Here is a 15,472-nt window from a genome sequence, read left to right on the forward strand (position 1 = left end):
TTTTGCATTCAAAACCTGAGATAGCCCATGCTGCATGAGGAAGTCGTCGGCCGCATCCGCGACATTCTGCTCGACGGCGAGATCCCGCCGGGCGCACGGATTCCCGAGCGCGAGCTGTGCGAGCGGCTCGACATCTCGCGCACGCCGCTGCGTGAAGCGCTCAAGGTGCTCGCGGCCGAGGGTCTCGTGCAGCTCCTGCCCCATCGCGGCTCGCGCGCGGCCAAACTGACCGACAAGGACATGCGCGACCTCTTCGAAGTGTGCCAGGGTCTCGAAGCGCTGGCGGGCGAGCTCGCCTGCGAACGCATCACCGATCACGAGATCGCGGAGATTGCCGCGGCCCACGCGGCGATGGTGCAGCATTATCGCGAAGGCGACCTGCTGCAATATTATCGCGGCAACCGCGCCATTCACGAGGGGATCGTCAACGCGGCCGGCAATCCCGTGCTCTCAGGGCTCTATGCATCGGTGACCGCACGCATCCGCCGAGCGCGCTACGTCACGCCGATGACGCCGCAGCGCTGGGCATTCGCCGTCAGCGAGCACGAGGCCATCCTGAACGCACTCCAGCGCCGCGACGGCGCCGGCCTCTCCCACATCTTGCGCGCGCATCTGCGCCACAAGCGCGAAGAGGTTTTGCAGGCGGGTTTTGCCGAAACGGAAGCAAGCGAGCTCACGCTGAAGATCGCGTGATAAGCCCCTGCTAGCAGCCCAGCCGGTCGGCGATCCCGCCAAAATCCTTGGCGACGATGTCCCAAGTGCCGGTGGCCTCGAAGTCGACCTTCTGCAACGGACCATACTCGGTCGGCCGCGCCACGAACGCGGTCTTCAGGCCGTACTTCTGCGCGGCGGCGAGATCGCCATTGTGGGCGGCGACCATCATTACCTGCTCGGGCTTGAGGCCAAGCAGCTTAGCTGCGCCGAGATAGGTTTCGGGATCCGGCTTGTAGTGCGCGAAAAGTTCGGCCGACATCACGAGGTCCCACGGGAGCCCCGCGTGCTTCGCCATGTTGGTGAGCAGCGCGACGTTGCCGTTTGACAGCGGCGAGATCACGAACTTCGTCTTCAGCCGCGTCAGGCCGGCGACACTGTCGGGCCAGGGATTGAGACGATGCCAGCCCTTGGTGAGGTGATCGAGATCGGCGTCCGTGAGCCCCTTGATCTCGAACTTCTCGACGAGCTTCTCCAGCGAGCGGCGATGCAGATCATCGAGCATGACGTAGCCGCGCTCGGGATGCTTGCGCACGTCGTCCATGGACGCGACATACATGCCGCGCCAACCGTCGACCAGAGCCGCCCAGTCGGCGCTGATGCCGCGCTGCTTGCTCCACCACATGAAGTCGGTGATCAGGCTGGTGCGCCAGTCGACGACGGTGCCGAACACGTCGAAGACGAGGGCTTTGACCGCGGAGAGATCGGACATTGGGCGCTTCCTCTTTGGTGTTGTTGGTCATTCCGGGGCGCGCATCAGCGCGAACCCGGAATCCAGAGGTTGTCGGCGCGAGATTCCGGGTTCTCCGGGCCGCGCTTTGCGCGGTCCCATCGCCCCGGAATGACGGAGACCATCAGTCCAGGTGGAACTTCGCGAGCTCGCGGTGCTCGGCCTTGATGTAGCGCACGGTGCCGGTGACGGAGCGCATCACCACCGTCTCGGTCTCGATCACGCCGTCCTTGCGGAATTTGACGCCCGAGAGCAGCGAGCCCGTGGTGACGCCGGTGGCCGCGAACAGGCAGTCGCCGCGCGCCATGTCCTCGATGCCGTAGATCATCTTGGGATCGTTGACGCCCATCTTGGCCGCGCGCTCGCGCTTCTCGTCGGAATCGAGGATCAGGCGGCACTGCATCTGACCGCCGATGCAGCGCAGCGCCACCGCCGCGAGCACGCCTTCCGGCGCGCCGCCGGTGCCGAGATACATGTCGACGCCGGTGTTGTCGGGGTCGGCGCAGTGGATCACGCCGGCGACGTCGCCGTCGGTGATGAGGCGCACCGCCGCACCCGTCGAACGCACGCTCTCGATGATGCTGGCATGACGCGGACGGTCAAGCACGAGAACGGTGATGCCCTCGGGCTTGACGCCCTTGGCCTTGGCGAGACGGCGAACGTTGTCAGCGGGCGAAGCGTCGAGCTCGACGACGCCCTTGTCGTAGCCGGGGCCGATCGCGAGCTTCTGCATGTAGACGTCGGGCGCGTGCAGCAGCGTGCCGCCGTCGGCCATCGCCATCGTGGCGATCGAGCCCGGCATGTTCTTGGCGCACAGTGTGGTGCCCTCGAGCGGATCGACCGCGATATCGACTTCCGGACCGGCATTCACGCCGACCTTCTCGCCGATGTAGAGCATCGGCGCTTCGTCGCGCTCACCCTCGCCGATCACGATGGTGCCCTGGATCGGCAGCTTGTTGAGCTCTCGGCGCATGGCGTCGACGGCGGCCTGGTCAGCCGCCTTTTCCTGCCCGTGCCCGCGCAGCCGCGCCGACGACACTGCCGCCCGCTCCGTCACGCGCACGATCTCCAACGTGAGAATGCGCTCGAGCAACGCCTGCGGCGGCACTGAAATATGGGTCGACATCGGCTAACTCCTTCGAAACGTTTGGGACGGACATCTCCGTCCGCATCAACTCGTAACACCCACAGTTCGTTCGAACCGTTTTATGGTTTGAGCATGACCTGTCCGGAAAACCGCGTCACACTTTTCCGGATCATGCTCTAGTTCTTCTCAATCCGTATGACCTGCGGCCGTCCGCTGATGACCTTGTCCTTCTGCACGGCCGCGAGCGCGCGGCGCACGGCGTCCTCATGCGTGGCATAGGTGATCAGGATGACGGGCACGGGCACGGCCTTGCCATTTGCCGGTGCGACGCCGCCATTGGGATGGCGCTGCACGATGGACTCGATCGAAATCTTCTGCTCTGCGAGCCGGGTCGCGATTGCAGCCGCGGTGCCCGGGAAATCACGCGCCAGCAGGCGGATGTAGTAGCCGCCCTCGTGCCGCTCCATCGGCGCCTTCTTGGTGTCGCGCAGCTGCGCGATCGGCCGGCCGAATGGATTGGCGCGGATGCCGCGCGCGACGTCGGCGATATCGGCAACGACGGCGGACGCGGTTGCGGCGCCGCCAGCGCCGGGGCCGACCAGCGTGATCGGCGGAATGCCCTCGCCATCGACCGTGACCGCATTGGTGACACCCATCACCTGCGCGATCGAGGAGGATTTGGGAACCATGGTCGGATGCACGCGCTGCTCGATGCCCTTGGCGGTGCGAACGGCAACGCCGAGCAGCTTGACGCGATAGCCGAGATCAGCGGCGGCGCGTAAGTCTTCCGGCGCGATGGAGGAGATACCTTCGACATACACCGCGCTTTGAGCAACTTTCGTGCCGAAAGCGAGGCTGGCGAGAATGGCGAGCTTTTGTGCGGTGTCGTGACCATCGACGTCGAAGGACGGATTGGCCTCGGCATAGCCGAGCCGCTGCGCATCCTTGAGACACTCGGCAAACGACAGCCCCTCCTGCTCCATCCGCGTCAGGATGTAATTGCAGGTGCCGTTGAGAATGCCGTAGACGCGATTGATGCCGGTTCCCGCAAGACCTTCGCGTAGCGTTTTGATGACGGGGATCGCGGCGCCAACGGCTGCCTCGAAATTCAGCGCACCGCCATGATTTTCGGCGGCCTTGGCGAGCTTGATGCCGTGCTTGGCGAGCAACGCCTTGTTGGCGGTGACAACCGACTTGCCGGCGTTGAGCGCCGCTTCGACCGCGGAGAGCGCAGGATCGCCGGCGCCGCCCATCAGTTCGACGAAGCAATCGATGCCGGGATGCGTGGCAAGCGCCATCGGATCCTTCGCCCATTCGACGCCGCGCAGGTCGATGCTGCGCTTCTTGGCCTTGGAGCGTGCGGTGACAGCGACGACGCGGATGCCGCGGCCGCTGCGGCCCGCGAGCACGCGGGCCTGCGTTTCAATCAAACGGACAACTTCGGCGCCCACGGTGCCGAGCCCCGCTATGCCCACTTTCAGGGGTGCAACCATGATGCTTTAGAAAACCTGCAGAAGAGAACTTAACGCCGGTTGGCGAGTGGAACGACGTTGTGCAACGTTTCGATGCCGCTTTCAAGGAAGCGGCGCACGCCGCGCGCGGCTTGCCTGATCCGTTGCTCGTTTTCCACCATGGCGATGCGGACATATCCTTCACCATGCTCGCCGAAGCCGACGCCGGGCGAGACCGCGACACCGGACTTCTCCACCATCAGGGTCGCAAACTGCATGCTGCCGACGCTGCGGAAGGCTTCCGGCAGCGGCACCCAGGCGAACATCGAGGCTTCCGGCGGCGGAATCTCCCACCCCGCCCGGCCGAACGATTCCACCAGCGCGTCGCGGCGCTTGCGATAAGTGTCGCGCATCTCCTTGATGCAGTCGTCGGGACCGTTCAGCGCCGCGGTCGCAGCGACCTGCACCGGCGTGAAGGCACCGTAGTCGAGATAGGATTTGACGCGGGCGAGCGCTGCGATCACGCGCTCATTGCCGACCGCAAAGCCCATGCGCCAGCCGGCCATCGAATAGGTCTTCGACATCGAGGTGAACTCGACGGTGACGTCCATCGCGCCGGGCACCTGGAGCACCGAGGGCGGCGGGTTGTTCTCGTCGAAATAGACCTCGGCATAAGCCAGGTCGGACAGAATCAGAATCTCGTGCTTCTTCGCGAACGCGACGAGATCCTTGTAGAAATCGAGACTCGCGACATAGGCGGTCGGGTTCGAGGGATAGCAGACCACAAGCGCGAGCGGCTTCGGGATCGAATGCACGATCGCCCGCTCCACCGCCTCGAAGAATTGCGGCGTCGGCTCCGAGGGCACCGAACGGATCACGCCGCCCGCCATCAAAAAGCCGAAGGCGTGAATCGGGTAACTCGGGTTCGGGCAGAGGATGACGTCGCCCGGCGCGGTGATCGCCTGGGCCACGTTGGCAAAACCCTCCTTCGAGCCGAGCGTCGCCACCACCTGGGTGTCGGGATTGAGCTTCACGCCGAAGCGGCGGGCGTAATAGGCAGCCTGGGCCCGGCGCAGGCCGGGGATGCCGCGCGATGCCGAGTAGCGGTCGGTGCGCGGCTTGCCCAGCGTCTCCTTCAGCTTCTCCAGCACATGCGGCGGGGCCGGCAGATCCGGATTGCCCATGCCGAGATCGATGATGTCGGCGCCGGCATTCCGCGCGGCCGCCTTGGCCCGGTTGACCTGCTCGAACACGTAAGGCGGAAGGCGGCGGATGCGGTAAAAATCGTCCATGGCTCTCTGGGCTCCGGGCAACCGGTCAGGGAAGAATCAAGAGGCCATGCCGCCTCTCCGAAGGGCATCAACTCTTTCGCGAAAATCGCTCAAAAACAAATACTTGGAGCAATTTTCGGCGAGAGGAGCTGAAGTTCCTCGCCCTGACTCTCGGCTGAATGAACGTCTTTTAGCACGGAGTGACGGGGGCGCCAGCGATTACCTTGCATCGCCCGCTGAGCGCCCCATCCTTGCATCGGCAGCCCGACTGGGTGGTCCTACTCCGCGTTCTTACTTGGCGTCCTTGGCGGCGACGGCCTGGCGGTCGCGAGCGGCGGCAAGCTCGGCCTCGATCTTGGCGCGCTGGTCGGGTGGGATGATCGCCTGATCACGATCCGGCGGCAGGTCGTGCACCGGCAGATAAGCACCGGGCTCCCTGGGATGAGCCGGCGTATCGGCAGCCGACATATCCGCGATCTGGCTCGAACAGCCGCCAAGCGCGAACGCCGCCGTCAGCAGCGCGCAGCATGCAAGCCGCGACTTTTGCAGGTCCCACAACGCAAACACCTGGGAATTCCCCTACTCGTCCCATGCGAGGCCGCCGGAGCTTAACCCGACAACCTGCCCAAGCTCAAACCATTGCTGCCCACAAATGGTACGAGCGAGAAATCATCCAAGGCCCACGTCCGGAGAAGTGCACTTTGATTGTGACAAAAGCAAGAAGCCTTGTCGCAGTGCAGCACATCTTCGCGCGTGTTTAATGCGAAACCAGCGAGCTTCGCGGTGACGAATACGGATTGAATCGTTACTGTCGGCCCCATGAGCATCGCCACGACCGACACGCCCAAATCCGAGATCAAGTCCGGGACCAAGCCCGAGACAAAGTCTGAAACGAAATTCGATGCGGAGGCCTTCGCGATGAATGTCGCGCGGGCGATGGAGAGCGGCGGCAAGGCGCTCGCCGCGTATCTGAAGCCGCGCGAGACCGGCGAGGTGCAGGACCGCCCGCCGGCCGAGCTGGCCGAGGTCGTCAAGACCTTCACCTCGGTCGCCGAATACTGGCTGTCCGACCAGTCGCGGTCGTCAGACCTCCAGACCAAGCTCGCCAAGGACTATCTCGACCTCTGGGGCTCGGCGGCGCGGCGCATGGCCGGGCAGGACGCCCAGCCCGCAATCGCGCCCTCGCCGCGCGACAAGCGCTTTGCCGATCCGGAATGGAAGTCGAACCAGTTCTTCGACTTCATGATGCAGCTCTATTTGCTCACGACCAAATGGGCGCAGGAGCTGGTGCACGACGCCGAGCTTGATCCGCAGACCCGCCGCAAGGCCGAGTTCTACGTCCAGCAGATCACCAACGCGATCTCGCCATCGAACTTCGTGCTGACCAATCCGGAGGTGCTGCGCGAGACGGTTGCAAGCAGCGGCGAGAACCTCGCGCGCGGCCTGACGATGCTGGCCGAGGACATCGCCGCCGGCAAGGGCATGCTGAAGATCCGCCAGTCCAATCCGGACAACCTCGTCGTCGGCGTCAACATGGCGACGACGCCGGGCAAGGTGATCTACCAGAACGAGATGATGCAGCTGATCCAGTATTCTCCGACCACGGAGAAGGTACTGCGCACGCCGTTGCTGATCGTGCCGCCCTGGATCAACAAGTTCTACATTCTCGATCTCAAGCCGGAGAAATCCTACATCAAGTGGTGCGTCGACCAGGGCATCACGGTGTTCGTGATCTCATGGGTCAATCCCGACAGGCGGTTGGGCGCCAAGAGCTGGGAAGACTACATGAAGGAGGGCCCGCTCACGGCGATGGACGTGATCGAAAAGGTCACCGGCGAGATGAAGGTGCACACCGCAGGCTATTGCGTCGGCGGCACCATGCTCGCGACCACGCTGGCCTGGCTCGCCGAGAAGCGGCGCCAGCGGGTGAGCTCGGCGACGTTCTTTGCCGCCCAGGTCGACTTCACCCATGCCGGCGATCTGCTCGTGTTCGTCGACGAAGACCAGATCGCGGCGCTCGAGCAGGACATGAAGGCGTCCGGCGTGCTCGAAGGCTCCAAGATGGCGATGGCCTTCAACATGCTGCGCTCCAACGATCTGATCTGGTCCTACGTGGTCAGCAATTATCTCAAGGGGCAGCAGCCGAGCGCGTTCGACCTGCTGCACTGGAATTCCGACGCGACGCGGATGACGCAGGCGAACCATTCCTACTATTTGCGCAACTGCTACCTGGAGAACCGGCTGTCGACGGGCACCATGGTGCTCGACAACACCCTGCTCGATCTCTCCAAGGTCAAGGTGCCCGTCTACAACCTCGCGACCCGCGAGGACCACATCGCGCCGGCGGAATCGGTGCTGTACGGCTCGCAATTCTTCGGCGGCCCCGTGAAATACGTGCTGTCCGGCTCCGGCCATATCGCCGGCGTCGTCAATCCGCCTGCCTCGAACAAGTACCAGTACTGGACCAACGACAATATCAAGGACGTCAACGTCGCCCAGTGGATGAAGGGCGCAGTGGAGCACAAGGGCTCGTGGTGGCCGGACTGGCGCGAATGGCTGGGCAGCCTCGATCCGGAAGAAGTGCCGGCGCGCAGCGTCGGCACCGAGGCGCTGCCCCCGATCGAGGACGCACCCGGCAGCTATGTCAGGGTTCGCGCGTAGCGCATGATCCGGAAAAGTGCGAAGCGGTTTTCCGAAACGATCATGCGCAAACCAAAGCTTCCGTGCGCATGGTGCAATCGTGGGCGCTTGTATAAGCTAACTCCCAAGACAGCGACGACAGAGGGGACCGGGTTATGACGCGTGAATTGTTCTGGCTGACCTGCACGGTGATCCTGACCGGGATCCTCTGGATTCCCTACACCATCAACCGCTGCCAGGTTCGCGGGCTCAGCGGCGCCATGGCTAACCCCTCGCGCGGCGACAAGCCGCAAGCCGAATGGGCGAACCGCCTGATGTTCGCGCATGACAACGCGGTCGAGAACCTCGTGCTGTTCGCGCCGCTGGTGCTGATCCTGAACGCGATCGACTATTCCTCGAAATGGACGGTGCTCGCCTGCGTGGTCTATTTCTGGTCGCGCGTCGCGCATCTGATCGTCTATGCGCTCGGCATCCCCGTATTCCGCACCCTCGCCTTCAGTGTCGGTTTCCTCGCGCAGGCCGTGCTGGCACTGGCGATCTTCAAGGTGTTTTGAGCGCGCAGCGCCGGGGTTCGCTGGACGCTGCTGCAGGGCAAAGATAATCTCGCACGGCTAGCAACCGAAGCGAGGAAATCCCGATGCGGATGCTTTTGCCAGTCGTCGCAATGATTTCGTTCGCCGGATTATGCCACGGTGCCGTCGCCCAGGCGCAATGCCCTGAACTGACGCGGCTACGCAACGAGGCTGTGGAAGCTGCAAAGCCTCGCGCACGCTCATTGATGCCTGGCTGCGACGGCTATATCCGGGCTTCGCGGGCATGGAGCGCGGTGGTCGACTACGCCAGCGAGCATCAGGACGTCTGCGGCATTTCCGACCGCTTGCTCGGCGATTTCGCGACATATCGCCGAGAAGCGGTGACGGCCCGCAACAACGTCTGCTCGGGTCGCCCCGCTCGGCCGTTTCCGGCCGACATCGTCTTGCAATAGGCGTCAAGACTCCGACTTTGCAGCGCACAGCCATGGGCGATGCTTCGCATCGCCAGCGCTAGCGATGCGCAGCATCCAGAACGTCAACGCGCTCTACTGTTCCGGCAGGCCCAGCATCAGCCGCATGTTCTGCACGGCGGCACCTGAGGCCCCCTTGCCGAGGTTGTCGAGCCGGGCGACCAGGACGGCCTGGTGATATTTGTCGCTGGCGAAGACATAGAGCTCGAGCATGTTGGTCTCGTTGAGCGCTTCCGGCTCCAGCCGGCCGCCCTTGGTCGCCTCGTTCTGAAGCGGCATGACCGAGACATATTTCGAGCCGGCGTAGCGCTTGGCCATTGCAGCCTGCAGATCCGCACCGCTTGGCTTGCCCGGCAGCGTGTCGAGCTGGAGCGGCACCGAGACCAGCATGCCCTGCCGGTAATTGCCGACCGAGGGAATGAAGATCGGCCGCCGCGTCAGGTTCGAATAGAGCTGCAGCTCCGGCAGATGCTTGTGCTCGAAGCCGAGGCCATAGAGCTCGAAGGACGGCGCGCTGCCGTCTTCAAAGCTCGCGATCATCGACTTGCCGCCGCCGGAATAGCCGCTCACCGCATTGACGCTGATGGGATAGTCGGGCGGCAGCAGGCCGGCGTCGACGATCGGCCGCAGCAACGCGATGCCGCCGGTCGGATAGCAGCCGGGATTGGAGACCTTTTTCGCGGCCTTGATTTTGGCGGCCTGGTCAGGCGCCAGTTCCGGAAAGCCGTAGGCCCAGTCCGGTGCAACCCGGTAGGCGGTCGAGGCGTCCAGCACCTTCGGCCCTGAAGCGCCCATGCTGTCGATCAGCGCGACGGTTTCCTTCGCGGCCTCGTCGGGCAGGCAGAGGATGACGAGATCCACCTCCTCCATCAACGCCTTCTTGGCCGCGGGATCCTTGCGCTTGTCGTCGGCGATGGTTTTCACCACGACGTCGCTCTGGAGCTTCAGCCGCTCGTTGATGCCGAGCCCGGTGGTCCCGGAGCCGCCGTCGACGAAGACGGTGGCGGGCTTCTTCGGCGCGCCGGAGGTCGGGGCTTTCGTGGTTTCCGTGAGGCTCATGATACGCTCCCTTCGAGCTTGTTGGTTTCGGCCGCGAAGGCGTCGGGCCTCACGTCCTGCATCAGTTGTGCGATCTGTCTGGCGTCGGCGTCTGCTTGCGCGCCGAGCGCATTGGCAATCGCCGTATAGTCGGCGTCGGACTTGTGCTGGTTGAGCTTGAAGCTGCCTTCGACCTCTTCAACCGTCATGACCAGACCCACGATCCCCTTCTTGAGCGCCTCGAGCCGGCCCGCGGTCATCTTCGCCGACGTCCACGGCTTCTTCGGCAGCAGCCAGCTCTCGAACTTGTCGCTGAGCGTCTCGATCTGCACCGCAAGCTCGTCGTCCGACAACAACTTCACCGGTCCGGTCAGATGGACCGACTGGTAGAGCCAGGTCGGCACCTGATCCGGCGAGACGTACCAGTCGGGCGATACATAGGCATCGGGTCCGTTGACCGCGAGCAGCCAGGACGTCGTCCCGCCCGCAAGCTTTACCAGCGGATTGTGACGGGCGACATGAAAGGCGGCCTGCGGCGTGCCGTCATCGGCATAGGTCAGGTAGAACGGCAACGGCGAGGCGATCGGCTTGTGGCCGTCGAAGGCGCACATCGTGCCGAAGCCGCGCTCCTCGGCGAATTTCAGGCACGCGGTGCGGTCCGGCTTGAAAAAGGGTGGCGTGTACATCGTGGTCTCCTGCTGGGCCTCCTAAGGGGGCCGCCGGATCAGATCGCGCTGACAGGAGAGAGAATGCCGCGGATCGGATCCAGCGGCAAAGACGATGATCTCAAACGCGATCGACCGCCCAAACCGCTAAAGAGCGGCGGCGGCGACGGGCGAACAGGATGGTCGCAGCGTTGATCATGGCGCGCGGCTATAAGGCCAACTGCAGTTCCCGTCAAGGTGACCACGTCATTCCGGGGCGATGCCGAGCATCGAACCCGGAATCTCGCGCCACAATTTCGAGATTCCGGGTTCGCTCGCTTTGCGAGCGAACCCGGAATGACGGAAATTAAATCACCCGCCAAATCCATTCCGTGACCTTCGCGATCACGTCGCCGAACAGCAGCAGCGCTGCCGACCAGATCAGGGCCGAGACGAAATTGGCTGCCTGGAAACTCCAGTAAGGCATCTCGAAGATGCCGGCCGCCAGCGGCACCGAGGCGCGCAAGGGGCCGAAGAAGCGGCCGATGAAGATGCTGGGCACGCCCCAGCTCCGCACGAAGGCCTCGCCCTTGGGCAACAGTTCCGGGTAGCGCGAGAGCGGCCACATCTGGGCGACCCGCTCCTTGTAGCGATAGCCGAACCAGTACGAGACCCAGTCGCCGAGCGCAGCTCCGAGCCCGCCGGCAATCCAGACCGGGTAGAAGCTGATGCCGCTTGCCCCGATCAGCGCACCGATCGCCACCAGCGCGCCCCAGGCCGGGATCAGCAGCGAGATGAAAGCGAGCGACTCGCCGAAGGCGAGCAGGAATACGATCGGAGCCGCCCATGCCTGATGAGCCCGCACGAAGTCGGCCAGGGCGTGCGCAAACTGCTCCATTCCAGATTAGCCTTCCCGCCCTGCCTCAAGGTGCTGCTCGATGAAAAGGACTGGTAAGCCAAGCACTTGTGTGACATCAAGTCACAAAATCCGGCCCAGACCGGACCGCGACGTCAAATTGCCGGGAATGGATGGGCCTGCGGCGTAAATTCGCCGGGATTGGCCCACAACGACGCCCCAGGTTCGGCCCGGCGGTGACCTTTCCAGGCCGGCCGTGGCATAGTCACCTCAACCGATTCGCCGCTTGCGCGGCCCTCAAAACGCATCAAGATATATGTCCAAGCAGTTGAAAACTAAAGCCAAAGACGACTTGTTCGACGGCAACGAGCCGAAGGGGCGGGCCAGTGCCGCGAAGGCTGCGCCGCGCGCAAGCGGAGGCGAAGCCGATTACACCGCGGCTGACATCGAGGTGCTCGAAGGTCTGGAACCGGTGCGGCGCCGGCCCGGCATGTATATCGGCGGCACCGACGAGAAGGCGCTGCATCACCTGTTCGCCGAAGTCATCGACAACTCGATGGACGAAGCGCTGGCCGGGCATGCGACTTTCATCGGCGTCGAGCTCTCCGCCGACGGCTTCCTCACCGTCACCGACAACGGCCGCGGCATCCCCATCGATCCACATCCGAAGTTCCCGAAGAAGTCGGCGCTCGAAGTCATCATGTGCACGCTGCATTCGGGCGGCAAGTTCGACAGCAAAGTCTACGAGACTTCGGGCGGTCTGCACGGCGTCGGCATCTCCGTGGTGAACGCCCTCTCCTCGTGCCTCGAGGTCGAGGTCGCGCGCGGCCAGAAGCTGCATCGCATGACGTTCGAGCGCGGCCATCCCAAGGGCAAGCTCGAGGACCTTGGCAAGGTCAACAACCGCCGCGGCACGCGCGTGCGCTTCAAGCCCGACACCGACATCTTCGGCGCCAAGGCCGCGTTCAAGCCCCAGCGCCTGTTCAAGATGACGCGCTCGAAAGCCTATCTGTTCGGCGGCGTCGAGATCCGCTGGAACTGCGCGCCCGAATTGCTCAAGGGCGTCGAGGACGTGCCGGCGGAAGCGACGTTCCACTTCCCGGGCGGCCTCAAGGATTATTTGGCGGCGGCGATCCACGCCGACACGCTGGTGCATCCCGACATCTTCTCCGGCAAATCGGGCCGCAACGGCGCTCACGGCGCCTGCGAATGGGCGGTGGCCTGGACCGCGGATGCCGACGGGTTCCTCTCCTCCTACACCAACACGGTGCCGACGCCCGACGGCGGCACGCACGAATCCGGCCTGCGCAGCGCGCTGTTGCGCGGCCTGAAGGATCACGCCGAGCGCGTCGGCCAGGGCAAGCGCGCCGCGTCCATCACCTCGGAAGACGTCATGGTGGGCGCAGCGGTGATGCTCTCGGTGTTCGTGCGCGAGCCTGAATTCCAGGGCCAGACCAAGGATCGTCTCGCCACCGCAGAGGCGCAGCGCATCGTCGAGCAGGCGATGAAGGATCCGTTCGACCATTGGCTGTCGGGTAATCCGAACATGGCCAACCGGCTGCTCGATTTCGTGATCGACCGCGCCGAGGAACGGCTGCGCCGCCGCCAGGAAAAGGAGACGGCCCGCAAGACGGCCGGCAAGAAGCTCCGCCTGCCCGGCAAGCTCGCCGATTGCACCGACGCCGGCACCGAAGGCTCCGAGCTCTTCATCGTCGAGGGTGACTCGGCCGGCGGCAGCGCCAAGCAGGCGCGCGACCGCAAGACCCAGGCCGTGCTGCCGCTGCGCGGAAAAATCCTCAACGTCGCCTCCGCCGGCAAGGACAAGCTGACGGCGAACGCCCAGCTCTCCGACCTCGTGCAGGCGATCGGCTGTGGCCAGCTGCTGCAATATCGCGAAGAGGACCTGCGCTATCAGCGCATCATCATCATGACCGACGCCGACGTCGACGGCGCCCACATCGCTTCGCTTCTGATCACCTTCTTCTACCGGCAGATGCCGAAGCTGATCGACGAAGGGCATCTCTTCCTGGCGGTGCCTCCGCTCTACAAGCTGACCCACGGGCAAAAGTCGGTCTACGCCCGCGACGACAAGCACAAGGAAGAGTTGATCAAGAGCGCGTTCAACGCCAACGCCAAGGTCGAGGTGAACCGCTTCAAAGGCCTCGGCGAGATGATGCCGGCGCAGCTCAAGGAAACCACCATGGATCCGAGCAAGCGGACGCTGCTCAAGGTGGTGCTGCTCGCCGACGATCGCGACACCACCGCGGATTCGGTGGAGCGCCTGATGGGCACCAAGGCCGAGGCGCGCTTTGCTTTCATCTCGGACAAGGCGGAATTTGCCAGCGACGAGCTGCTCGACGTCTAAACTTCGCGATTCCCGGCGACGAGCCCCGGCCGAGGCCGGGGCTTTTTCGTTTGAAACGGACGATTGAGCGTCTTACGGACACTTCATCCCATCATTTTACCTCTCGAACATGCGACTCGGCCAACGACTCAGAGCGGCCGAGCGGCAAGCGAGGGGCTGAGGCAGGATTGCCTCCGTTTCGGACACAGGCGACTTACTGACGAAATCCAACCCGGACGGGTCACGCTCAAGCCGGCATAGTGCATTGAAATCACGGAGTTTTTGGGAATCTCGGTGACGCTCCCTCAAAACCCGACTGACGGGCGTTTTCCGGCGACTGTGCCTGCCCTGCAACAGCATTTCGGCGAGAACCGTCTATAGTCGGGACATCAGATCACACGGACTTCAGTACGCTCGCGCGGACCAAGGTTGGGGATTTTATTATGAAGAAGATTGCACTCGCACTGACCGCGATTGCGGCGATGACCGGCTCGGCTTCGGCCGCTGATCTTGCGGCCCGTCCCTACGTCAAGGCCCCGATGGCTGCTCCGGTTGCCAACTGGACCGGCTTCTACATCTTCGGCGGCGGCGGCGGTGGTGTCTGGGACGCGAATACCGGCGTGCAGGTGACGGGTACCGGTGCTCCCCTCCTCCCGTTCAATCAGAAGCAGGGCGGTGATGGTTGGTTCGGCACCGTCGGTGCCGGCTACGACTGGCAGTTCGCTGGTACTTGGGTGGCTGGCGTGTTCGCCGACGGCCAGTTCGGCAGCCTGAAGGGCACCATCCAGGATCAGGGTCCGTTCTTCGCGGGCAACATCAAGAATGACTACTCCTGGGCCGCGGGTGCGCGCTTGGGTTATCTGGTTGCCCCCAACGTCCTCTCCTACGTGAACGCCGGCTACTCCGACTCTCATTGGAAGGGCACCACCCTCTTCAACACGATCACGACCCTGCCGGGCGGAGCGCATACCGACGCCTTTAATCGTGGTGGCTGGTTCGTCGGTGGCGGCGTCGAGAACAACCTGAACATCTTCGGGATCAGCGCTCCCGGCTGGTTCATGAAGACCGAGTATCGGGCAGCCTACTACAACAACAAGAACATCTCGGAGCTGGTCGACGGCACGAATGTTTCGAACGGCCGCGACATCACCTTCAAGCCGTTCGTCCAGACCATCAGCACCTCGCTGGTCTACCGCTTCAACTGGACCGGCCCGGTCGTCGCCAAGTACTGAGCTGATCTCGATCTGAGACATCAAAGCCCCGGCCTCGCCGGGGCTTTTTTTGTTGCGTGGGTGAGCTTGACGCTTGCCTTAGCATCCAGCGGCGAGCGGGCGAGATCTGTTCAGCTCTCTGTTGTTGGCTCCCCCCACCGCCCTGCATCCGCAGCCATTGTATCTGAACCGAAGCTACGGCTAGTCTGGCGGGAAGTTTTCGTGATCCGCGGCGATCGTTCTGCCGTGGGTCGCGACAGAATCAGACCGATGGGGAGGAATGGATGCGCAGATTTCTGCTTGTAGCAGGCCTGTTTGCCCTCGCCGTCGGGCTGCTCTGGATCGGACAAGGCACCGGTACCGTCGCCTGGCCGCGATCGAGCTTCATGGTCAACCAGTTGCAATGGGCCGGCTATGGTGCCGCCATGGCAGGCTTCGGGCTGGTGCTGATCTGGCAAAGCAACCAATAGAAGAAACCAGAAAGTA

Annotated in this window: 15 protein-coding genes; 7 read left to right on the forward strand and 8 right to left on the reverse strand. The window is 63.7% G+C overall.

What is annotated here, in order from left to right; translation table 11 throughout:
• Positions 1-27: 27 nt before the first annotated feature.
• Positions 28-693, forward strand: coding sequence for a GntR family transcriptional regulator (locus ACWAT4_RS21925; protein WP_212299692.1), 666 nt, complete (start codon positions 28-30; stop codon positions 691-693).
• Positions 694-703: 10 nt separating this feature from the next.
• On the opposite strand, the gene ACWAT4_RS21930 is transcribed toward ACWAT4_RS21925, so the two are convergent.
• The 5 genes from ACWAT4_RS21930 to ACWAT4_RS21950 form a co-directional block, all read right to left on the reverse strand.
• Positions 704-1,423 carry a haloacid dehalogenase type II gene (locus tag ACWAT4_RS21930; protein ID WP_449728050.1) on the reverse strand — a complete coding sequence of 240 codons (720 nt, stop codon included), beginning with the start codon at positions 1,421-1,423 and terminating at the stop codon, positions 704-706.
• A 142-nt stretch (positions 1,424-1,565) separates the two neighbouring features.
• Positions 1,566-2,567, reverse strand: coding sequence for a class II fructose-bisphosphatase (gene glpX, locus ACWAT4_RS21935; protein ID WP_212299690.1), 1,002 nt, complete (start codon positions 2,565-2,567; stop codon positions 1,566-1,568).
• Positions 2,568-2,704: 137 nt separating this feature from the next.
• The gene (locus ACWAT4_RS21940) at positions 2,705-4,021 is read right to left on the reverse strand and encodes a homoserine dehydrogenase (RefSeq protein ID WP_449728051.1); all 1,317 of its coding nucleotides are present in this window, start codon (positions 4,019-4,021) and stop codon (positions 2,705-2,707) included.
• Between the two features lie 29 nt (positions 4,022-4,050).
• Positions 4,051-5,271 (reverse strand): LL-diaminopimelate aminotransferase, encoded by a 1,221-nt coding sequence (locus ACWAT4_RS21945; protein WP_212299688.1) that lies wholly within the window; start codon positions 5,269-5,271, stop codon positions 4,051-4,053.
• Positions 5,272-5,541: 270 nt separating this feature from the next.
• Positions 5,542-5,817 (reverse strand): hypothetical protein, encoded by a 276-nt coding sequence (locus ACWAT4_RS21950; protein ID WP_212299687.1) that lies wholly within the window; start codon positions 5,815-5,817, stop codon positions 5,542-5,544.
• Positions 5,818-6,069: 252 nt separating this feature from the next.
• Here ACWAT4_RS21950 and ACWAT4_RS21955 point away from each other — a divergent pair, with 252 nt between their 5' ends.
• The 3 genes from ACWAT4_RS21955 (at position 6,070) to ACWAT4_RS21965 (ending at position 8,875) form a co-directional block, all read left to right on the forward strand.
• Positions 6,070-7,911: a PHA/PHB synthase family protein gene (locus ACWAT4_RS21955; protein WP_449728052.1), complete on the forward strand. Its 1,842-nt coding sequence runs from the start codon at positions 6,070-6,072 to the stop codon at positions 7,909-7,911.
• A 134-nt stretch (positions 7,912-8,045) separates the two neighbouring features.
• Positions 8,046-8,444: an MAPEG family protein gene (locus tag ACWAT4_RS21960; protein WP_212299686.1), complete on the forward strand. Its 399-nt coding sequence runs from the start codon at positions 8,046-8,048 to the stop codon at positions 8,442-8,444.
• An 83-nt stretch (positions 8,445-8,527) separates the two neighbouring features.
• Positions 8,528-8,875, forward strand: a complete 348-nt coding sequence (locus tag ACWAT4_RS21965) for a hypothetical protein (RefSeq protein WP_212299685.1) — start codon at positions 8,528-8,530, stop codon at positions 8,873-8,875.
• 93 nt (positions 8,876-8,968) lie between these two features.
• On the opposite strand, the gene argC is transcribed toward ACWAT4_RS21965, so the two are convergent.
• From argC to ACWAT4_RS21980, 3 genes are all read right to left on the reverse strand, one after another.
• Positions 8,969-9,952 carry an N-acetyl-gamma-glutamyl-phosphate reductase gene (gene argC, locus ACWAT4_RS21970; protein ID WP_212299684.1) on the reverse strand — a complete coding sequence of 328 codons (984 nt, stop codon included), beginning with the start codon at positions 9,950-9,952 and terminating at the stop codon, positions 8,969-8,971.
• Positions 9,949-10,617, reverse strand: a complete 669-nt coding sequence (locus ACWAT4_RS21975; RefSeq protein ID WP_449728053.1) for an FMN-binding negative transcriptional regulator — start codon at positions 10,615-10,617, stop codon at positions 9,949-9,951. Before ACWAT4_RS21975 ends, argC begins: the two co-directional genes overlap by 4 nt.
• Positions 10,618-10,942: 325 nt before the next feature.
• A complete protein-coding gene (locus ACWAT4_RS21980) occupies positions 10,943-11,473 on the reverse strand; it encodes a DedA family protein (protein WP_212299682.1) in 531 nt (176 codons plus the stop codon).
• A 274-nt stretch (positions 11,474-11,747) separates the two neighbouring features.
• On the opposite strand from ACWAT4_RS21980, the gene parE reads away from it, so the two are divergent.
• The 3 genes from parE to ACWAT4_RS21995 all read left to right on the forward strand — a co-directional run bounded on the left by parE (position 11,748) and on the right by ACWAT4_RS21995 (position 15,456).
• Positions 11,748-13,796, forward strand: coding sequence for a DNA topoisomerase IV subunit B (gene parE / locus ACWAT4_RS21985; protein WP_212427736.1), 2,049 nt, complete (start codon positions 11,748-11,750; stop codon positions 13,794-13,796).
• Positions 13,797-14,218: 422 nt separating this feature from the next.
• A complete protein-coding gene (locus ACWAT4_RS21990; protein ID WP_212299680.1) occupies positions 14,219-15,007 on the forward strand; it encodes an outer membrane protein in 789 nt (262 codons plus the stop codon).
• Between the two features lie 263 nt (positions 15,008-15,270).
• Entirely contained in the window at positions 15,271-15,456 is a 186-nt protein-coding gene (locus ACWAT4_RS21995; protein ID WP_007591540.1) for a hypothetical protein, read from the forward strand.
• The last annotated feature ends 16 nt before the right edge of the window (positions 15,457-15,472 follow it).

It is taken from the genome of Bradyrhizobium sp. T-1 (genome assembly GCF_053592855.1).

Bases quoted from the DNA above. Each gene is read 5' to 3' on its own strand.
- ACWAT4_RS21925 (WP_212299692.1), top strand. From the start codon at position 28: ATGCTGCATGAGGAAGTCGTCGGCCGCATCCGCGACATTCTGCTCGAC.
- ACWAT4_RS21930 (WP_449728050.1), bottom strand. From the start codon at position 1,423: ATGTCCGATCTCTCCGCGGTCAAAGCCCTCGTCTTCGACGTGTTCGGC.
- glpX (WP_212299690.1), bottom strand. From the start codon at position 2,567: ATGTCGACCCATATTTCAGTGCCGCCGCAGGCGTTGCTCGAGCGCATT.
- ACWAT4_RS21940 (WP_449728051.1), bottom strand. From the start codon at position 4,021: ATGGTTGCACCCCTGAAAGTGGGCATAGCGGGGCTCGGCACCGTGGGC.
- ACWAT4_RS21945 (WP_212299688.1), bottom strand. From the start codon at position 5,271: ATGGACGATTTTTACCGCATCCGCCGCCTTCCGCCTTACGTGTTCGAG.
- ACWAT4_RS21955 (WP_449728052.1), top strand. From the start codon at position 6,070: ATGAGCATCGCCACGACCGACACGCCCAAATCCGAGATCAAGTCCGGG.
- ACWAT4_RS21960 (WP_212299686.1), top strand. From the start codon at position 8,046: ATGACGCGTGAATTGTTCTGGCTGACCTGCACGGTGATCCTGACCGGG.
- ACWAT4_RS21965 (WP_212299685.1), top strand. From the start codon at position 8,528: ATGCGGATGCTTTTGCCAGTCGTCGCAATGATTTCGTTCGCCGGATTA.
- argC (WP_212299684.1), bottom strand. From the start codon at position 9,952: ATGAGCCTCACGGAAACCACGAAAGCCCCGACCTCCGGCGCGCCGAAG.
- ACWAT4_RS21975 (WP_449728053.1), bottom strand. From the start codon at position 10,617: ATGTACACGCCACCCTTTTTCAAGCCGGACCGCACCGCGTGCCTGAAA.
- ACWAT4_RS21980 (WP_212299682.1), bottom strand. From the start codon at position 11,473: ATGGAGCAGTTTGCGCACGCCCTGGCCGACTTCGTGCGGGCTCATCAG.
- parE (WP_212427736.1), top strand. From the start codon at position 11,748: ATGTCCAAGCAGTTGAAAACTAAAGCCAAAGACGACTTGTTCGACGGC.
- ACWAT4_RS21990 (WP_212299680.1), top strand. From the start codon at position 14,219: ATGAAGAAGATTGCACTCGCACTGACCGCGATTGCGGCGATGACCGGC.
- ACWAT4_RS21995 (WP_007591540.1), top strand. From the start codon at position 15,271: ATGCGCAGATTTCTGCTTGTAGCAGGCCTGTTTGCCCTCGCCGTCGGG.